General features: G+C 44.4%; 24 protein-coding genes. All 24 read left to right on the forward strand.

Features of this window, described 5'->3' with window-relative positions; all coding sequences use genetic code 11:
• Positions 1–82: 82 nt before the first annotated feature.
• The 24 genes from tuf to secY all read left to right on the forward strand — a co-directional run bounded on the left by tuf (position 83) and on the right by secY (position 13,944).
• Entirely contained in the window at positions 83–1,273 is a 1,191-nt protein-coding gene (tuf, locus tag H580_RS0112685) for an elongation factor Tu (RefSeq protein ID WP_028595125.1), read from the forward strand.
• 209 nt (positions 1,274–1,482) lie between these two features.
• Positions 1,483–2,817, forward strand: a complete 1,335-nt coding sequence (locus H580_RS0112690; RefSeq protein ID WP_028595126.1) for a globin-coupled sensor protein — start codon at positions 1,483–1,485, stop codon at positions 2,815–2,817.
• Between the two features lie 359 nt (positions 2,818–3,176).
• Positions 3,177–3,485 (forward strand): 30S ribosomal protein S10, encoded by a 309-nt coding sequence (gene rpsJ / locus H580_RS0112695; RefSeq protein WP_028595127.1) that lies wholly within the window; start codon positions 3,177–3,179, stop codon positions 3,483–3,485.
• A 47-nt stretch (positions 3,486–3,532) separates the two neighbouring features.
• Positions 3,533–4,156: a 50S ribosomal protein L3 gene (gene rplC, locus H580_RS0112700; RefSeq protein ID WP_028595128.1), complete on the forward strand. Its 624-nt coding sequence runs from the start codon at positions 3,533–3,535 to the stop codon at positions 4,154–4,156.
• Positions 4,157–4,181: 25 nt separating this feature from the next.
• On the forward strand, positions 4,182–4,805 hold the full coding sequence (rplD, locus tag H580_RS0112705; protein WP_028595129.1) for a 50S ribosomal protein L4: 624 nt from the start codon (positions 4,182–4,184) through the stop codon (positions 4,803–4,805).
• On the forward strand, positions 4,805–5,095 hold the full coding sequence (rplW, locus tag H580_RS0112710) for a 50S ribosomal protein L23 (protein WP_028595130.1): 291 nt from the start codon (positions 4,805–4,807) through the stop codon (positions 5,093–5,095). The genes rplD and rplW overlap by 1 nt, the downstream gene beginning before the upstream one ends.
• A gap of 33 nt (positions 5,096–5,128) precedes the next feature.
• Positions 5,129–5,959, forward strand: a complete 831-nt coding sequence (rplB, locus tag H580_RS0112715) for a 50S ribosomal protein L2 (protein WP_028595131.1) — start codon at positions 5,129–5,131, stop codon at positions 5,957–5,959.
• A gap of 71 nt (positions 5,960–6,030) precedes the next feature.
• Complete coding sequence (gene rpsS / locus H580_RS0112720; RefSeq protein ID WP_028595132.1) at positions 6,031–6,306, forward strand: 30S ribosomal protein S19; 276 nt, start codon at positions 6,031–6,033, stop codon at positions 6,304–6,306.
• A gap of 34 nt (positions 6,307–6,340) precedes the next feature.
• The gene (gene rplV, locus H580_RS0112725; protein WP_028595133.1) at positions 6,341–6,673 is read left to right on the forward strand and encodes a 50S ribosomal protein L22; all 333 of its coding nucleotides are present in this window, start codon (positions 6,341–6,343) and stop codon (positions 6,671–6,673) included.
• A gap of 13 nt (positions 6,674–6,686) precedes the next feature.
• Positions 6,687–7,352, forward strand: coding sequence for a 30S ribosomal protein S3 (gene rpsC, locus H580_RS0112730; protein WP_028595134.1), 666 nt, complete (start codon positions 6,687–6,689; stop codon positions 7,350–7,352).
• A gap of 2 nt (positions 7,353–7,354) precedes the next feature.
• Positions 7,355–7,789, forward strand: a complete 435-nt coding sequence (gene rplP / locus H580_RS0112735) for a 50S ribosomal protein L16 (protein ID WP_028595135.1) — start codon at positions 7,355–7,357, stop codon at positions 7,787–7,789.
• Positions 7,779–7,979 (forward strand): 50S ribosomal protein L29, encoded by a 201-nt coding sequence (gene rpmC / locus H580_RS0112740; RefSeq protein WP_028595136.1) that lies wholly within the window; start codon positions 7,779–7,781, stop codon positions 7,977–7,979. Before rplP ends, rpmC begins: the two co-directional genes overlap by 11 nt.
• A 61-nt stretch (positions 7,980–8,040) precedes the next feature.
• A complete protein-coding gene (gene rpsQ / locus H580_RS0112745) occupies positions 8,041–8,307 on the forward strand; it encodes a 30S ribosomal protein S17 (protein ID WP_028595137.1) in 267 nt (88 codons plus the stop codon).
• A 35-nt stretch (positions 8,308–8,342) separates the two neighbouring features.
• Complete coding sequence (gene rplN, locus H580_RS0112750; RefSeq protein ID WP_028595138.1) at positions 8,343–8,711, forward strand: 50S ribosomal protein L14; 369 nt, start codon at positions 8,343–8,345, stop codon at positions 8,709–8,711.
• Between the two features lie 40 nt (positions 8,712–8,751).
• Positions 8,752–9,102 (forward strand): 50S ribosomal protein L24, encoded by a 351-nt coding sequence (gene rplX / locus H580_RS0112755; protein WP_084509214.1) that lies wholly within the window; start codon positions 8,752–8,754, stop codon positions 9,100–9,102.
• 26 nt (positions 9,103–9,128) lie between these two features.
• Complete coding sequence (gene rplE, locus H580_RS0112760; RefSeq protein ID WP_028595140.1) at positions 9,129–9,671, forward strand: 50S ribosomal protein L5; 543 nt, start codon at positions 9,129–9,131, stop codon at positions 9,669–9,671.
• Positions 9,672–9,766: 95 nt separating this feature from the next.
• Complete coding sequence (locus H580_RS0112765) at positions 9,767–9,952, forward strand: type Z 30S ribosomal protein S14 (RefSeq protein ID WP_028595141.1); 186 nt, start codon at positions 9,767–9,769, stop codon at positions 9,950–9,952.
• Between the two features lie 32 nt (positions 9,953–9,984).
• Complete coding sequence (gene rpsH, locus H580_RS0112770) at positions 9,985–10,383, forward strand: 30S ribosomal protein S8 (protein ID WP_028595142.1); 399 nt, start codon at positions 9,985–9,987, stop codon at positions 10,381–10,383.
• Positions 10,384–10,416: 33 nt separating this feature from the next.
• A complete protein-coding gene (rplF, locus tag H580_RS0112775; protein WP_028595143.1) occupies positions 10,417–10,959 on the forward strand; it encodes a 50S ribosomal protein L6 in 543 nt (180 codons plus the stop codon).
• Positions 10,960–11,022: 63 nt separating this feature from the next.
• Entirely contained in the window at positions 11,023–11,391 is a 369-nt protein-coding gene (rplR, locus tag H580_RS0112780) for a 50S ribosomal protein L18 (RefSeq protein ID WP_028595144.1), read from the forward strand.
• 26 nt (positions 11,392–11,417) lie between these two features.
• On the forward strand, positions 11,418–11,915 hold the full coding sequence (gene rpsE / locus H580_RS0112785; RefSeq protein WP_028595145.1) for a 30S ribosomal protein S5: 498 nt from the start codon (positions 11,418–11,420) through the stop codon (positions 11,913–11,915).
• Between the two features lie 13 nt (positions 11,916–11,928).
• Positions 11,929–12,114: a 50S ribosomal protein L30 gene (rpmD, locus tag H580_RS0112790; protein ID WP_028595146.1), complete on the forward strand. Its 186-nt coding sequence runs from the start codon at positions 11,929–11,931 to the stop codon at positions 12,112–12,114.
• Positions 12,115–12,205: 91 nt separating this feature from the next.
• A complete protein-coding gene (gene rplO, locus H580_RS0112795) occupies positions 12,206–12,646 on the forward strand; it encodes a 50S ribosomal protein L15 (RefSeq protein ID WP_028595147.1) in 441 nt (146 codons plus the stop codon).
• Complete coding sequence (secY, locus tag H580_RS0112800) at positions 12,646–13,944, forward strand: preprotein translocase subunit SecY (protein WP_028595148.1); 1,299 nt, start codon at positions 12,646–12,648, stop codon at positions 13,942–13,944. The genes rplO and secY overlap by 1 nt, the downstream gene beginning before the upstream one ends.
• The last annotated feature ends 59 nt before the right edge of the window (positions 13,945–14,003 follow it).

Here is a 14,003-nt window from a genome sequence, read left to right on the forward strand (position 1 = left end):
ATTCATGGATTGTCTGTAGGTGAGAACTTGCAGACAACCATTACACTATATTATTCCATCTACTTAAGGAGGAATTGTTCAAATGGCAAAGGCAAAATTTGAGCGTAATAAGCCGCACGTTAACATCGGTACTATCGGTCACGTTGACCACGGTAAAACAACTTTGACTGCTGCAATCACAACTGTATTGTCCAAAACTTACGGTGGTGCTGCTGTAGCATTCGATCAAATCGACAAAGCTCCAGAAGAGCGCGAGCGTGGTATCACAATTTCTACTGCACACGTTGAGTACGAAACTGATACTCGTCACTACGCACACGTAGACTGCCCAGGTCACGCTGACTACGTTAAAAACATGATCACTGGTGCTGCACAAATGGACGGCGCGATCTTGGTTGTATCCGCAGCTGACGGTCCAATGCCACAAACTCGTGAGCACATCTTGCTTTCTCGCCAAGTAGGCGTACCTTACATCGTTGTATTCTTGAACAAATGCGACATGGTTGAAGACGAAGAGTTGCTTGAATTGGTTGAGATGGAAGTTCGTGACTTGCTTTCCGAGTACGAATTCCCAGGCGACGACACGCCAATCATTCGTGGTTCTGCTCGTGAAGCTCTTCAAGCTCCTGATGGTGAGTGGGCTCAAAAGATCGTTGAATTGTTCAAACAAATCGACACTTATATCCCAACTCCAGAGCGCGACACTGACAAGCCTTTCTTGATGCCTGTTGAGGACGTATTCTCCATCACTGGCCGTGGTACAGTTGCTACAGGTCGTGTAGAGCGTGGTACGATCAAAGTCGGCGACGAGATCGAAATCGTTGGTATCCAAGAAGAAACTCGCAAATCCGTTGTTACGGGCGTTGAAATGTTCCGTAAATTGCTTGACTCCGCTCAAGCAGGTGACAACGTTGGCGCATTGCTTCGTGGTGTAGACCGCAACAACATCGAGCGTGGTCAAGTATTGGTTAAGCCAGGTACAGTTAAACCACACACTGTGTTCTCTGCACAAGTGTACGTTTTGACTAAAGAAGAGGGTGGCCGTCATAAGCCATTCTTCACTGGATACCGTCCACAGTTCTACTTCCGTACAACTGACGTAACTGGTGTAATCGACCTTCCAGAAGGTACTGAAATGGTTATGCCTGGTGACAACATCACAGTTACTGTAAACCTTATCAATCCAATCGCGATTGAAGAAGGTACACGTTTCGCTATCCGCGAAGGTGGCCGTACAGTAGGTGCAGGTGCAGTTGCTACAATCATCAAGTAATATCGCTTAGCGATATGATAAAGCCCTTCTCCTTCGGGAGAGGGGCTTTTTGTTATAAGTAGCTCTGCTGCTATGTAAATTGCATAATATAATTTTTTCATATTTACTTGAAGAATGTATATCCGAATGACTGTATACATGATTATAATGAAAGGGATGTAATAAAACTCCATAATCACAAAAGATTCCTACGGGGGAGGGTGAAATGATTGTTTAAACGATGGGGATATAATAAAGAGAAACAGAATAATCATGTAGCTCATAATGACATGAATACGAAATGGGACTTTAATCTGGAGCAAGCAGATCAACTAGGTAGTATTCAATTTTCTGAAGATCATAAGATATGGTCTCAATTAAAAATGATTCAACTTACTACAAGAGATCTCGGCATGCTTCGCTTGGCGCAACCGCATCTTCTGCCTTGGTTAGATGAAATTAGTGAAGCCTTTTATGAATCTGTTTTACAGGTAGGAGCACTAAAGGAAATGATCAATCAGCATAGTAGTGTTGAAAAATTGCAAATTACTTTGCGCAAGCACATCGAGGAAATGTTCGATGGCTTCATTAATGAAGCCTATGTAGAAAAGCGCATGCGCATTGCTTCGATTCATTATCGAATAGGCTTGGAGCCGAAATGGTATATGGGAGCATTTCAAAAAGTACAAGCAGTTGTATTTGAACGGTTGATGATGCATGCTGCTAATCCGCAATTGGCTGTAGAAGTTGTACATAGTTTCAACAAAGTATTGAACCTCGAACAGCAGCTCGTACTTGAATTTTTTGAAAGGAAAAGACAAGAAACAGAGAAAGAACATCTTCGCCAAAAAGATGAGCTTCATTCACAAATTAGTAAACTAAGTGAACAATTAGCCTCGTTATCGGTTCGTACAAATGATGCAATTCAAGAAATGGTGTCATATGGAATTGAACTGAACAACTCTACCCAACAAACCGCAAATTTATCAATAGCAACACAAAGAAATGCTGAAGAAGGCAAAATGTTTATGGATCAATTGAATATTAGTATTCAACAAATCGATATCGATATGCAGCAGGTTGAACAGCATATGAGTGCGCTCAAAATGACGACCGAACATATTGCATCGATTGCCCAGTCCATTATAGAGATTGCTGACCATACACATCTATTATCATTGAATGCTTCGATTGAAGCAGCACACGCGGGGGAACGAGGAGCAGGTTTCTCAGTTGTTGCTAAGGAAGTAAACAAACTTGCTGTCAGTACAAAGCAAACCGTAAACAACATTGAAAATCTTATCGTTAATTCAAGTGAAGTGACAAAAGCAGTAGTAGAAGTGATTTCAGCGGTGCAGAACAATGCAGGTCAAGTAAGAATAAATGCAGAGCTTACAATGGAGAAATTTTCGAATATAGTATTAGAAATTTCTGAAAGCGCTTCACAACTTAATGTCATTAGCGATAGCATTCAAAGTTTATCAGATGCAATTCAAAGTATTAGTGAATCTACTGAACAAGTTGCTTCTTCAGCTGAACAGCTTAATCGTATTAGTTCCGTATAATTAATTTGAGCGTTATATTAGTCTATAAAGCTAGTAAATCAATGGTGGAATAGATTTCCGTAGAAAAATTCAGTTGCTTCATTATATAATGGACAACAGCAGAAGACGAATAGTTCCCGACAGATGCAGGACATCAGGACGTACAGACCTTATTACAGAAGGAATTGTTTCGTAATGATTTTAAATAAATGCTTGCAATTGTCGGGACTATTATATATAATAGTGAATGTTGTTCGTCGACGTTGCGATGATGTGAGAGGTTACCGACACACCCGGCCCCTTTGCCATGGGGGAGTGTGAAGGAAAATTTTCACGGAGTATGTCCGATGCAAAATTGGGCGATTAAAGGAGGGAATACAATGGCAAAGCAAAAAATTCGTATCCGCTTAAAAGCATACGACCACAGAATTCTTGATCAATCCGCTGAGAAGATCGTTGAAACAGCGAAACGTTCCGGTGCAGGAGTGTCCGGTCCAATTCCGTTGCCAACGGAAAAGCAAATCATCACGGTTCTTCGTGCGGTGCACAAGTACAAGGATTCTCGCGAGCAATTCGAAATGCGCACTCATAAGCGCCTTATCGATATCGTGAGTCCAACGCCGCAAACGGTTGATGCGCTTATGCGACTAGACCTACCGTCCGGTGTAGATATCGAAATCAAGCTGTAATAACAGCTTAAAATGAACGGATCATGGAAACGAAAAGAGGTGTCAACATGAAAGGTATCTTAGGAAAAAAACTCGGCATGACTCAAGTGTTTACCCCAGAAGGTAACGTATTGCCAGTTACAGTTATCGAAGCTGGTCCTTGCGTCGTTCTTCAGAAGAAAGACGTTGAGAATGACGGCTACGAAGCAATCCAAGTCGGCTTCGCTGACAAAAAGGAAAAGCGTTCTAACAAGCCTGAACAAGGTCACGCTAAAAAAGCAAACACAACACCTAAGCGCTACATTAAGGAATACCGCGGTATCGATCTTTCTCAATACGAAGTTGGCCAAGAATTGAAGGCTGATCTCTTCGCAGAAGGCGAGTTCGTTGACGTAACAGGTATTTCTAAAGGTAAAGGCTTTACCGGCACAATTAAGCGCTGGGGACAAAGCCGCGGACCAATGTCTCACGGTTCTCGTTACCATCGTGGCCCTGGTTCCATGGGTTCCATTCAAGCGAACCGCGTACCTAAAGGTAAACACCTTCCAGGTCATATGGGAGCAGAAACAGTTACAATTCAAAACCTTGAGGTTGTTAAAGTGGATGCGGAACGTAACGTAATCCTCGTTAAAGGCTCCATTCCTGGTGCTAAAAACAGCTTCATTAACATTAAATCTGCAATTAAAAAGTAATTGGTGAGGAAAGGAGGAGCTCAGAATGCCTAAAGTAGCAGTATTCAACATCTCCGGTGCTCAAGTTGGCGAGATTGAACTTGCTGACAGCGTATTCGGAATTGAACCAAACAAACATGTGCTTCATGATGCTGTTGTGATGCAACTTGCATCCATGCGTCAAGGAACACACAAAGTTAAAGGCCGTTCCGAGGTTCGCGGCGGTGGCCGTAAGCCATGGAAACAAAAAGGTACTGGTCGTGCGCGTCAAGGTTCTATTCGTGCGCCGCAATGGAAAGGCGGCGGTGTCGTTTTCGGACCAACACCACGCAGCTATGCATACAAGCTTCCTAAGAAAGTTCGCCGTTTGGCGATCAAATCCGCACTTTCTTCCAAAGTGTTGGAAAATCAAATCATCGTTCTAGACGAGTTGGCATTCAATGCGCCGAAAACGAAAGAATTCCAAGCATTGCTTAACAACTTGAAAGTGGACCGCAAAGCGCTAGTTGTGCTTCCTGAGTACAACGACAACGTTGCATTGTCCGCTCGTAACATCCCATCCGTTAAATTGGTAGCTGCTGACGGAGTAAACGTTTATGACGTTCTTCGCCATCAAAAGCTTATCCTTACTAAGGATGCGGTTTCGAAGGTACAGGAGGTGTTCGCGTAATGAAAAACCCTCGTGATATTATCAAACGCCCAATCATCACTGAGCGTACAGCTGAAATGATGGACGATTTGAAATATGTCTTTGAAGTTGATATCCGTGCTAACAAAACGGAAATCAAAGCTGCAATCGAGCAAATCTTCAAAGTTAAAGTAGCAGGTGTGAACACGTTGCGTGTTCCAGCTAAACCTAAGCGCTACGGTCGTTACAACGGTTACACTTCCGAATGGAAGAAAGCTTTCGTAACATTGACTGCAGACAGCAAGCCGCTTGAGTTCTTTGAGACGGTATAAATATACAATTCTTAAAGTTAGGAGGGAAAACTAGTGCCTATTAAAAAGTATAAACCGACATCCCCGGCTCGCCGTGCGATGAGCGTATCTACGTTCGAAGAAATCACAACGAGCACACCGGAGAAATCGTTGCTTGCGCCTCTTAGCAAACAAGCAGGTCGTAACAACCAAGGTAAAATAACAGTTCGTCACCAAGGCGGCGGACATAAGCGTAAGTATCGTATCATCGATTTCAAACGTAACAAGGATGGCATTCCAGGTCGCGTTGCTACAATCGAGTACGATCCAAACCGTACTTCCAACATCGCGTTGATCAACTACGCGGATGGTGAAAAGCGTTACATTATCGCTCCTAAAGGCTTGAAAGTTGGAGACGTAATCGTTTCTGGACCAGAAGCTGATATCAAGATCGGTAATGCATTGCCACTTGAAAACATCCCTGTAGGTACAGTTATCCACAACATCGAGTTGAAGCCAGGCAAGGGCGGTCAGTTGGTTCGTGCAGCTGGTACGGAAGCTCAATTGCTTGGTAAAGAAGAGCGTTATGTTACAATTCGTTTGGGTTCTGGCGAAGTTCGTAAAGTATTGAAAGTTTGCCGCGCTACAATCGGATCTGTAGGTAACGAAGACCATGAGCTCATCAAAGTTGGTAAAGCAGGTCGTTCTCGTTGGTTGGGCAAACGTCCAGTCGTACGTGGTGTTGTAATGAACCCTGTTGATCACCCACACGGTGGTGGTGAAGGTCGTGCACCAATCGGTCGTAAATCTCCTATGTCTCCATGGGGTAAACCGACACTTGGTTACAAGACTCGCAAGAAGGGCAAGCACTCCGACAAATACATCGTTCGTCGTCGCACGAAGTAATATTTGTTTGGTTAGTAAATTAGCCGCGTAATAAGCGAAATTAACGGATTTCGTGAAGGGAGGATTTACACATGGGTCGCAGTTTGAAAAAAGGACCATTCATTGATGGTCATTTGATGAAGAAGGTTGAAGTTATGAACGAGAGTGGTAAAAAAGTCGTTATTAAGACTTGGTCCCGTCGTTCCACTATCTACCCTCAATTCATCGGTCACACTTTCGGCGTTTATGACGGTCGCAAACACGTGCCAGTGTACGTAACTGAAGATATGGTCGGACACAAGCTTGGCGAATTCGCGCCAACTCGTACGTACAAAGGTCATGACGACGATAAGAAGACAAGACGTTAATACTGATATCTAGCACTTGAGGGGAGGTACTTCCATGCAAGCGAAAGCACATGCGAATATGGTTCGCATCGCACCGCGTAAAGTTCAGATCGTTCTTAACTTGATCCGCGGTAAGCAAGTAGGCGAGGCGATCGCAATTTTGCGTCACACGCCAAAAGCAGCATCTCCAATCGTGGAGAAGTTGTTGAACTCTGCTATTGCGAATGCAGAACACAACTATTCTATGGACGTGAACAAACTCGTTATCGAGCAAACGTTCGTTAACCAAGGTCCAACGTTGAAACGTTTCCGTCCTCGCGCAATGGGACGTGCAAGCCGTATCAATAAGAAAACTAGCCACATTACGCTAGTAGTATCTGAGAAATAAGGAGGGAAAACGTGTGGGTCAAAAGGTAAATCCAGTCGGACTTCGAGTGGGTGTTATCCGCGATTGGGAGTCTAAGTGGTATGCTGAAAAAGATTTCGGTACATTGCTTATCGAAGACGTAAAAATCCGGGAATACCTGAAAAATAAATTGAAAGATGCGGCAGTATCGCGCATCGAGATCGAACGTGCAGCTAACCGCGTGAACGTTACGATCCACACCGCTAAGCCGGGTATGGTAATCGGTAAAGGCGGTTCCGAAGTTGAAGCACTTCGCCGTGAAGTAACTAAAATTGCTAACGGTAAAAAAGTTCACATCAACATTTCGGAAATCAAGACTCCAGATTTGGACGCTATTCTTGTTGCTGAGAGCATTGCTCAACAACTTGAGCGCCGCGTTTCTTTCCGTCGTGCACTTAAACAAGCTATTCAACGTACTATGCGTTCTGGTGCAAAAGGAATTAAAACTGCGGTAAGTGGACGTCTGGGCGGTGCTGAAATCGCTCGTTCGGAAGGATACAGCGAAGGAACTGTACCACTTCATACGCTTCGCGCTGATATCGACTACGGAACTGCGGAAGCTCATACAACTTACGGCCGTATCGGCGTAAAAGTATGGATTTATCGTGGAGAGGTACTTCCTACGGCTAAGAAAAAGGCTGTTGAGGAAGGAGGCAACTAATCATGTTGGTACCTAAACGTGTAAAACATCGTAAACAACAACGTGGTAGCTTGAAAGGTCGCGCTAAAGGCGGCACAACGGTTCATTTCGGTGAATTCGGCTTGCAAGCTCTTGAACCAACTTGGATTACGAACCGTCAGATCGAGTCCGCTCGTATCGCGATGACTCGTTATATCAAGCGTGGTGGTAAAGTATGGATTAAAATCTTCCCAGACAAACCAATTACGGCTAAGCCGCTAGAGGTACGTATGGGTAGTGGTAAAGGTAACGTTGAGAAATGGGTAGCTGTGGTTAAGCCTGGTAAAGTTATGTTCGAACTTTCTGGTGTACCTGAGGAAGTCGCTCGTGAAGCGATGCGCCTTGCTGCTCACAAGCTGCCTTGCAAAACTAAGTTTGTGAAACGCGAAGAATTGGGTGGTGAAGCAAATGAAAGCTAGTGAATTCCGCAACTTGACCACTGCTGAACTTGAACAGAAGATTGCAGGATTCAAGGAAGAACTTTTCAACCTCCGTTTCCAATTGGCTACTGGACAGCTTGACAACCCAACTCGTATCCGTGACGTGCGTAAAGCAATTGCTCGTGCGAAAACGGTATTGCATGAAAGAGAACTTGGGATCACTAGTTAATTGAAGTCAAGGTCTTGACTGAAAATAGACATCCTGTAACCAGGAAGGAGGCAATACACTGATGAGTGAACAACGTAATGCTCGTAAAGTGCAAATCGGTAAAGTTGTCAGCGATAAAATGGACAAAACAATCGTAATCGCGGTTGAAACGTACAAAAAGCATGACTTGTACCATAAACGCATCAAATATACGAAGAAGTTCAAAGCTCACGACGAAAACAATGAAGCTAAAATCGGCGATACTGTTAAAGTCATGGAGACTCGTCCGCTGTCTAAAGACAAGCGTTGGAGACTCGTGGAAATCGTTGAAAAAGCAGTAATCGTTTAATGTCCGGGTAGCTCTACCGAAAGGAGGAAATCAGAATGATTCAACCATTTACACGTTTGAAAGTAGCAGATAACTCTGGTGCGAAAGAATTGATGTGTATCCGTGTGTTGGGTGGTACGGGACGTCGTGTAGGACACATCGGTGACCTGATTGTATGCTCCGTGAAACAAGCAACACCAGGTGGCGTTGTCAAAAAGGGTGACGTAGTTAAGGCAGTTATCGTTCGTACAAAACGTTCGGTACGTCGTAAAGACGGTTCTTACATCGCTTTCGATGAGAACGCAGCGGTTATCGTTAAGGAAGATAAAGGACCACGCGGAACGCGTATCTTCGGACCTGTTGCTCGCGAACTTCGCGAGAAAGATTTCATGAAGATCGTTTCCTTGGCTCCGGAAGTTATCTAAATCAACTTGCCTGCCTGGCAAGACTCAGGAGGTGTAACACATGCCACGATTGAAGAAGATTCTCGAGTCGCATAATAATAAATTGCACGTGAAAAAAGACGACACGGTCATCGTTATCACAGGTAAAGATAAAGGTAAAAAAGGCCGCGTCATCGCAGCATTCCCTCGTCAAAACCGCGTTCTTGTAGAAGGCGTAAACATGGTGAAGAAGCACCAGAAGCCTAATCAAAAGAACCCACAAGGCGGTATTATTGAGCAAGAGGCTGCTATCCACGCTTCCAACGTGATGCACGTGGATCCGAAGTCCGGTAAAGTAACGCGCATCGGTTACAAAGTAGAGAACGGTAAAAAAGTGCGCGTAGCTAAACGTTCCGGCGCTATTATCGACTAATTGCTAGGAAAGGAGGTCCATTTACAATGGCAGCTCGTATGAAAGAACGTTATTTGAACGACATTACTCCTGCTCTTATGCAGAAGTTCAACTATACAACAGTCATGCAAGTACCTAAAGTTGAGAAAGTTGTTATCAACATGGGTATGGGTGAAGCTGTTCAGAACTCCAAAGTACTGGACACAGCTGTAGCTGAATTGCAACTAATTGCTGGTCAAAAGCCAGTTATTACACGCGCTAAAAAGTCTATCGCAGGCTTCAAGCTTCGTGAAGGAATGCCGATCGGTGTTAAAGTAACATTGCGCGGTGAGCGTATGTACCACTTCTTGGACAAATTGTTCAACGTAACGCTTCCACGTGTTCGTGACTTCCGCGGAATTTCGAACAAAGCGTTTGACGGTCGTGGTAACTACACTCTTGGTCTTAAAGATCAATTGATCTTCCCTGAGATCGAGTACGATAAAGTTGATAAAGCACGCGGTATGGATATCGTCATCGTTACTACAGCGAAGACAGACGAAGAGTCCCGTGAATTGTTGACGCAACTCGGCATGCCTTTCGTGAAGTAAGGTCGGTCTAGCTCATCATTTGATGAATAAAATTAGGACATGAGTTTGTCCGGTGACCATGATGTCACGACAAAGTTCATAGGAGGTGTCAACACGTGGCAAAAACTTCGATGGTTGTTAAACAGCAACGCAAGCCGAAGTTCCAAGTACGCGCATACACTCGTTGTGAGCGTTGCGGTCGTCCGCATTCTGTATTGCGTAAGTTCAAAATTTGCCGAATTTGTTTCCGCGAATTGGCACATAAAGGCCAGATTCCTGGCGTTAAAAAAGCTAGCTGGTAATCAACCCTGTTGCGGGAAGGAGGTTTACACTAATGGTTATGTCTGATCCAATTGCTGATATGCTTACTCGTATTCGCAATGCTAACACAGTACGTCATGAAACAGTGGAAATGCCTGCTTCTACGATGAAGAAGCAAATCGCTGAAATTTTGAAGCGTGAAGGCTTTATCCGTGATGCAGAATATATCGATGACAACAAACAAGGGATCATCCGTATTTTCTTGAAATATGGTCAAAACCAAGAGCGTGTCATCACTGGTTTGAAGCGTATCTCTAAACCAGGTCTACGCGTTTACACGAAATCCAACGAGGTACCTCGCGTACTTGGTGGTCTCGGAATTGCAATCATCTCGACGTCCAAAGGCGTTTTGACGGATAAAGAAGCTCGTCAAGCGAAATCCGGCGGCGAAGTGATCTGCTACGTTTGGTAATTTACTGCATAATGATAGGAGGTGCAACAACACATGTCTCGTATTGGTCGCAAACCAATTAACGTTCCAGGTGGCGTAACAGTTACTTTGGAAAATAGCGTGATTACGGTTAAAGGACCGAAAGGATCGTTGACTCGTGAACTTCATAAAGATATTCAAGTATCTCTAGAAGAGAACGTAATTAGCGTGACTCGTCCTTCTGAACATAAACTTCACCGTTCCCTTCACGGAACAACTCGCAGCGTCATCAGCAACATGATTAACGGCGTAACGGAAGGCTACTCCAAAACTTTGGAGCTAGTTGGTGTCGGATATCGTGCAAACAAAACTGGTGACAAGCTCGTACTAAACGTTGGATACTCTCACCCAGTTGAGATTACTCCAGAAGCTGGTATCGAGTTCGAAGTACCAACTCAAACACAAATCATTGTTAAGGGTATTAACAAAGAGCGTGTTGGTGAGTATGCTGCAAAAATTCGTGCTGTACGTGCACCAGAGCCTTACAAAGGCAAAGGTATCAAGTACCAAGGCGAACGTATTCTACGTAAAGAAGGTAAAGCAGGCAAGAAGAAGTAATATCTTGCCTAGCTCGCTTACCTCTGTAGCTTAATGGCTAAACTGAAGGGAGTGAAAACAACGATGATCACAAAAGGCGATAAGAACAAAGCTCGTTTGAAACGTCACCTTCGTGTTCGTAAGAAAATTGAAGGAACGACTGCACGTCCACGTTTGAACGTATTCCGTTCCTCTAAGCATATCTACGCTCAATTGATCGACGATGTGAAGGGCGTAACTGTTGCTTCCGCTTCGACAATGGACAAAGAATTGCGTGATCAAATCAAAAACGGCGGCAGCGTTGAGGCGGCAGCTAAAGTTGGCGAATTGATAGCGAAACGTGCAAAAGAGCAAGGCCAAACAAATGTGGTATTCGACCGCGGTGGCTACTTGTACCATGGACGTATTCAAGCATTGGCAGACGCAGCTCGTGAAGCTGGTCTTGAGTTCTAAGAATTTTACAAAAGGAGGTTAACGACTTGCGAGTTGATCCAAACACGTTAGAACTATCTGAAAAAGTTGTTCAAATTAACCGCGTTTCTAAAGTTGTAAAAGGCGGACGTCGTTTCAGCTTTAGCGCACTTGTCGTTGTCGGCGACGGCAAAGGCTGGGTTGGCGTAGGAATCGGTAAAGCATCCGAAGTTCCTGACGCGATCCGTAAAGGTATCGAAGACGCTAAGAAAAATCTAATTCATGTTCCTTTCGTTGGCACAACAATTCCTCACCAAGTAATTGGTCACTTCGGCGCTGGTAGAGTTCTTCTTAAACCGGCTTCTGAAGGTACAGGAGTTATTGCTGGCGGCCCGGTTCGTGCTGTATTGGAGCTAGCTGGTGTAGGCGACATCTTGACGAAGTCCCTAGGTTCTTCAAACTCCATGAACATGGTAAACGCTACGCTTGAAGGTTTGTCTCGTTTGAAGACTGTAGAGCAAGTAGCTAAGCTTCGTGGCAAATCCGTAGAGGAACTGTTAGGATAAGGAGGGGACGACAATGGCTAAATTGCAAATTACCCTCGTTCGCAGTCTGATCGGTCGCCCGGAAACTCACCGTAAAACGGTGAATACTTTGGGCCTACGCAAGCTGAATCAGACGGTTGTTCAAAACGACAGCCCAGCGATTCGCGGCATGGTAAATCAAGTTACTCATTTGGTTGAAGTTAAAGAAATCGAAGCTTAGGCTTTGAATTAATTAATTTCATTAAATGAATTGCGATCGAACACTCGATTGATAGATAACAGCATAAATATTTAAGGAGGTGCGACGAACGATGAATTTGCATGAACTTTCTCCAGCACCTGGTTCCCGTAAGGAAGGCTTCCGCCGCGGACGCGGTATCGCTTCCGGTAACGGTAAAACAGCAGGTCGCGGTCACAAAGGTCAAAATGCTCGTTCCGGTGGTGGTGTTCGTCCAGGCTTTGAGGGCGGACAAAACCCATTGTACCGTCGTTTGCCTAAGCGTGGATTCACGAATCCAACTCGTAAAGAGTACGCGGTGTTGAACGTAGCGGACTTGAACCGTTTCGAAGCAGGAACTGAAGTAACTCCGGAATTGCTTATGGAGCAAGGCATCATCAAGAACCCATTGAGCGGAATCAAGATCTTGGGTACTGGTGACTTGTCTGTTAAGCTTACGGTTAAAGCTAACAAGTTCTCTCAATCTGCGGTAGAGAAGATCGAGGCTGCCGGCGGTAAATCCGAGGTGATCTAATGTTTAAGACCGTATCGAATATATGGCGAGTTGGGGATCTAAGAAGTAAGATTCTTTTTACTCTTGGTGTCCTTATCATCTATCGCGTCGGGTCCTTTATTCCGGTTCCCGGCGTTGATCCTTCGGTATTTCAAAGCAACACTACTGGAACTGAATTGTTCAGCTTGCTGAATACATTCTCCGGCGGTGCGTTGTTCCAATTTTCCATCTTTGCTATGAGTATCTTTCCATACATCACGGCATCGATCATCATGCAGCTTCTTTCCATGGACGTGGTTCCGAAGTTTGCACAATGGGCGAAAGAAGGCGAAGTTGGTAAACGTAAGATTGCTCAATTTACGCGTTATGGCACAATAATCTTAGGTTTAATCCAAGCATTCGGTACAGCTATTGGTTTCAATAGAATGTATGGAATGCAGATGATTCCTAACGCGACCATGACGGATTACGTAGTGATCGCCATTGTTTTGACAGCTGGTACTGCATTTCTAATGTGGCTCGGTGAGCAAATCACTGAGAAAGGTATTGGCAACGGTATATCCATTATCATCTTCGCGGGAATCGTGGCTGGTATTCCAACACTTCTTGGGAAGATGTATGAATCACAATTTGTTAACGGTGATGGACAACTGTTCCTAGGCATTCTTAAAATGGTCATTGTTGCAATTGTGATCTTGCTAATTATTGTAGCGGTTATTTTCATCCAGCAAGGATCTCGTAAGATTCCGGTACAATATGCGAAGCGTGTTGTTGGAAACAAAATGTATGGTGGCCAGAATACGCACATTCCACTTAAAGTGAATGGTGCAGGGGTTATCCCAGTAATCTTCGCTTCATCATTGCTGATGTTCCCAACAGTCATCGCACAGTTCTGGGCTGATAAAGCATGGGCGCAATGGATCATTAACAACACGTCTTCTGATAAGCCGCTTGGTATGACTATTTTCGTTCTGCTTATTATCGGTTTCACGTTCTTCTACACGTTCGTTCAATTGAATCCACAGCAAATGGCGGATCAAATGAAAAAGAACGGTGGCTATATTCCAGGCATTCGCCCGGGTAAAGCTACAGCTACTTACTTGACACGAGTGATGTCCCGTATTACTCTTTCTGGTGCCATCTTCTTGGCTCTAATTGCAGTATTGCCAGTGTTCCTTGGATCGCTTGCAGGGTTCCCTCGTGAAGTACAGCTTGGTGGAACGTCGTTTCTTATCGTTGTCGGCGTAGCGCTTGATACGATGAAACAGGTTGAAAGCCAGTTGATTAAACGCCACTACAAAGGTTTTATCAATAAATAGGCAATAGGTACTGACTCAGGTCGGCACCTATTGTGCTGTTTCTTGTAAAGCAGAGGCTT

The sequence above is a fragment of the Paenibacillus assamensis DSM 18201 genome, from assembly GCF_000422445.1.
Taxonomy (GTDB): Bacteria; Bacillota; Bacilli; order Paenibacillales; family Paenibacillaceae; genus Paenibacillus_B; species Paenibacillus_B assamensis.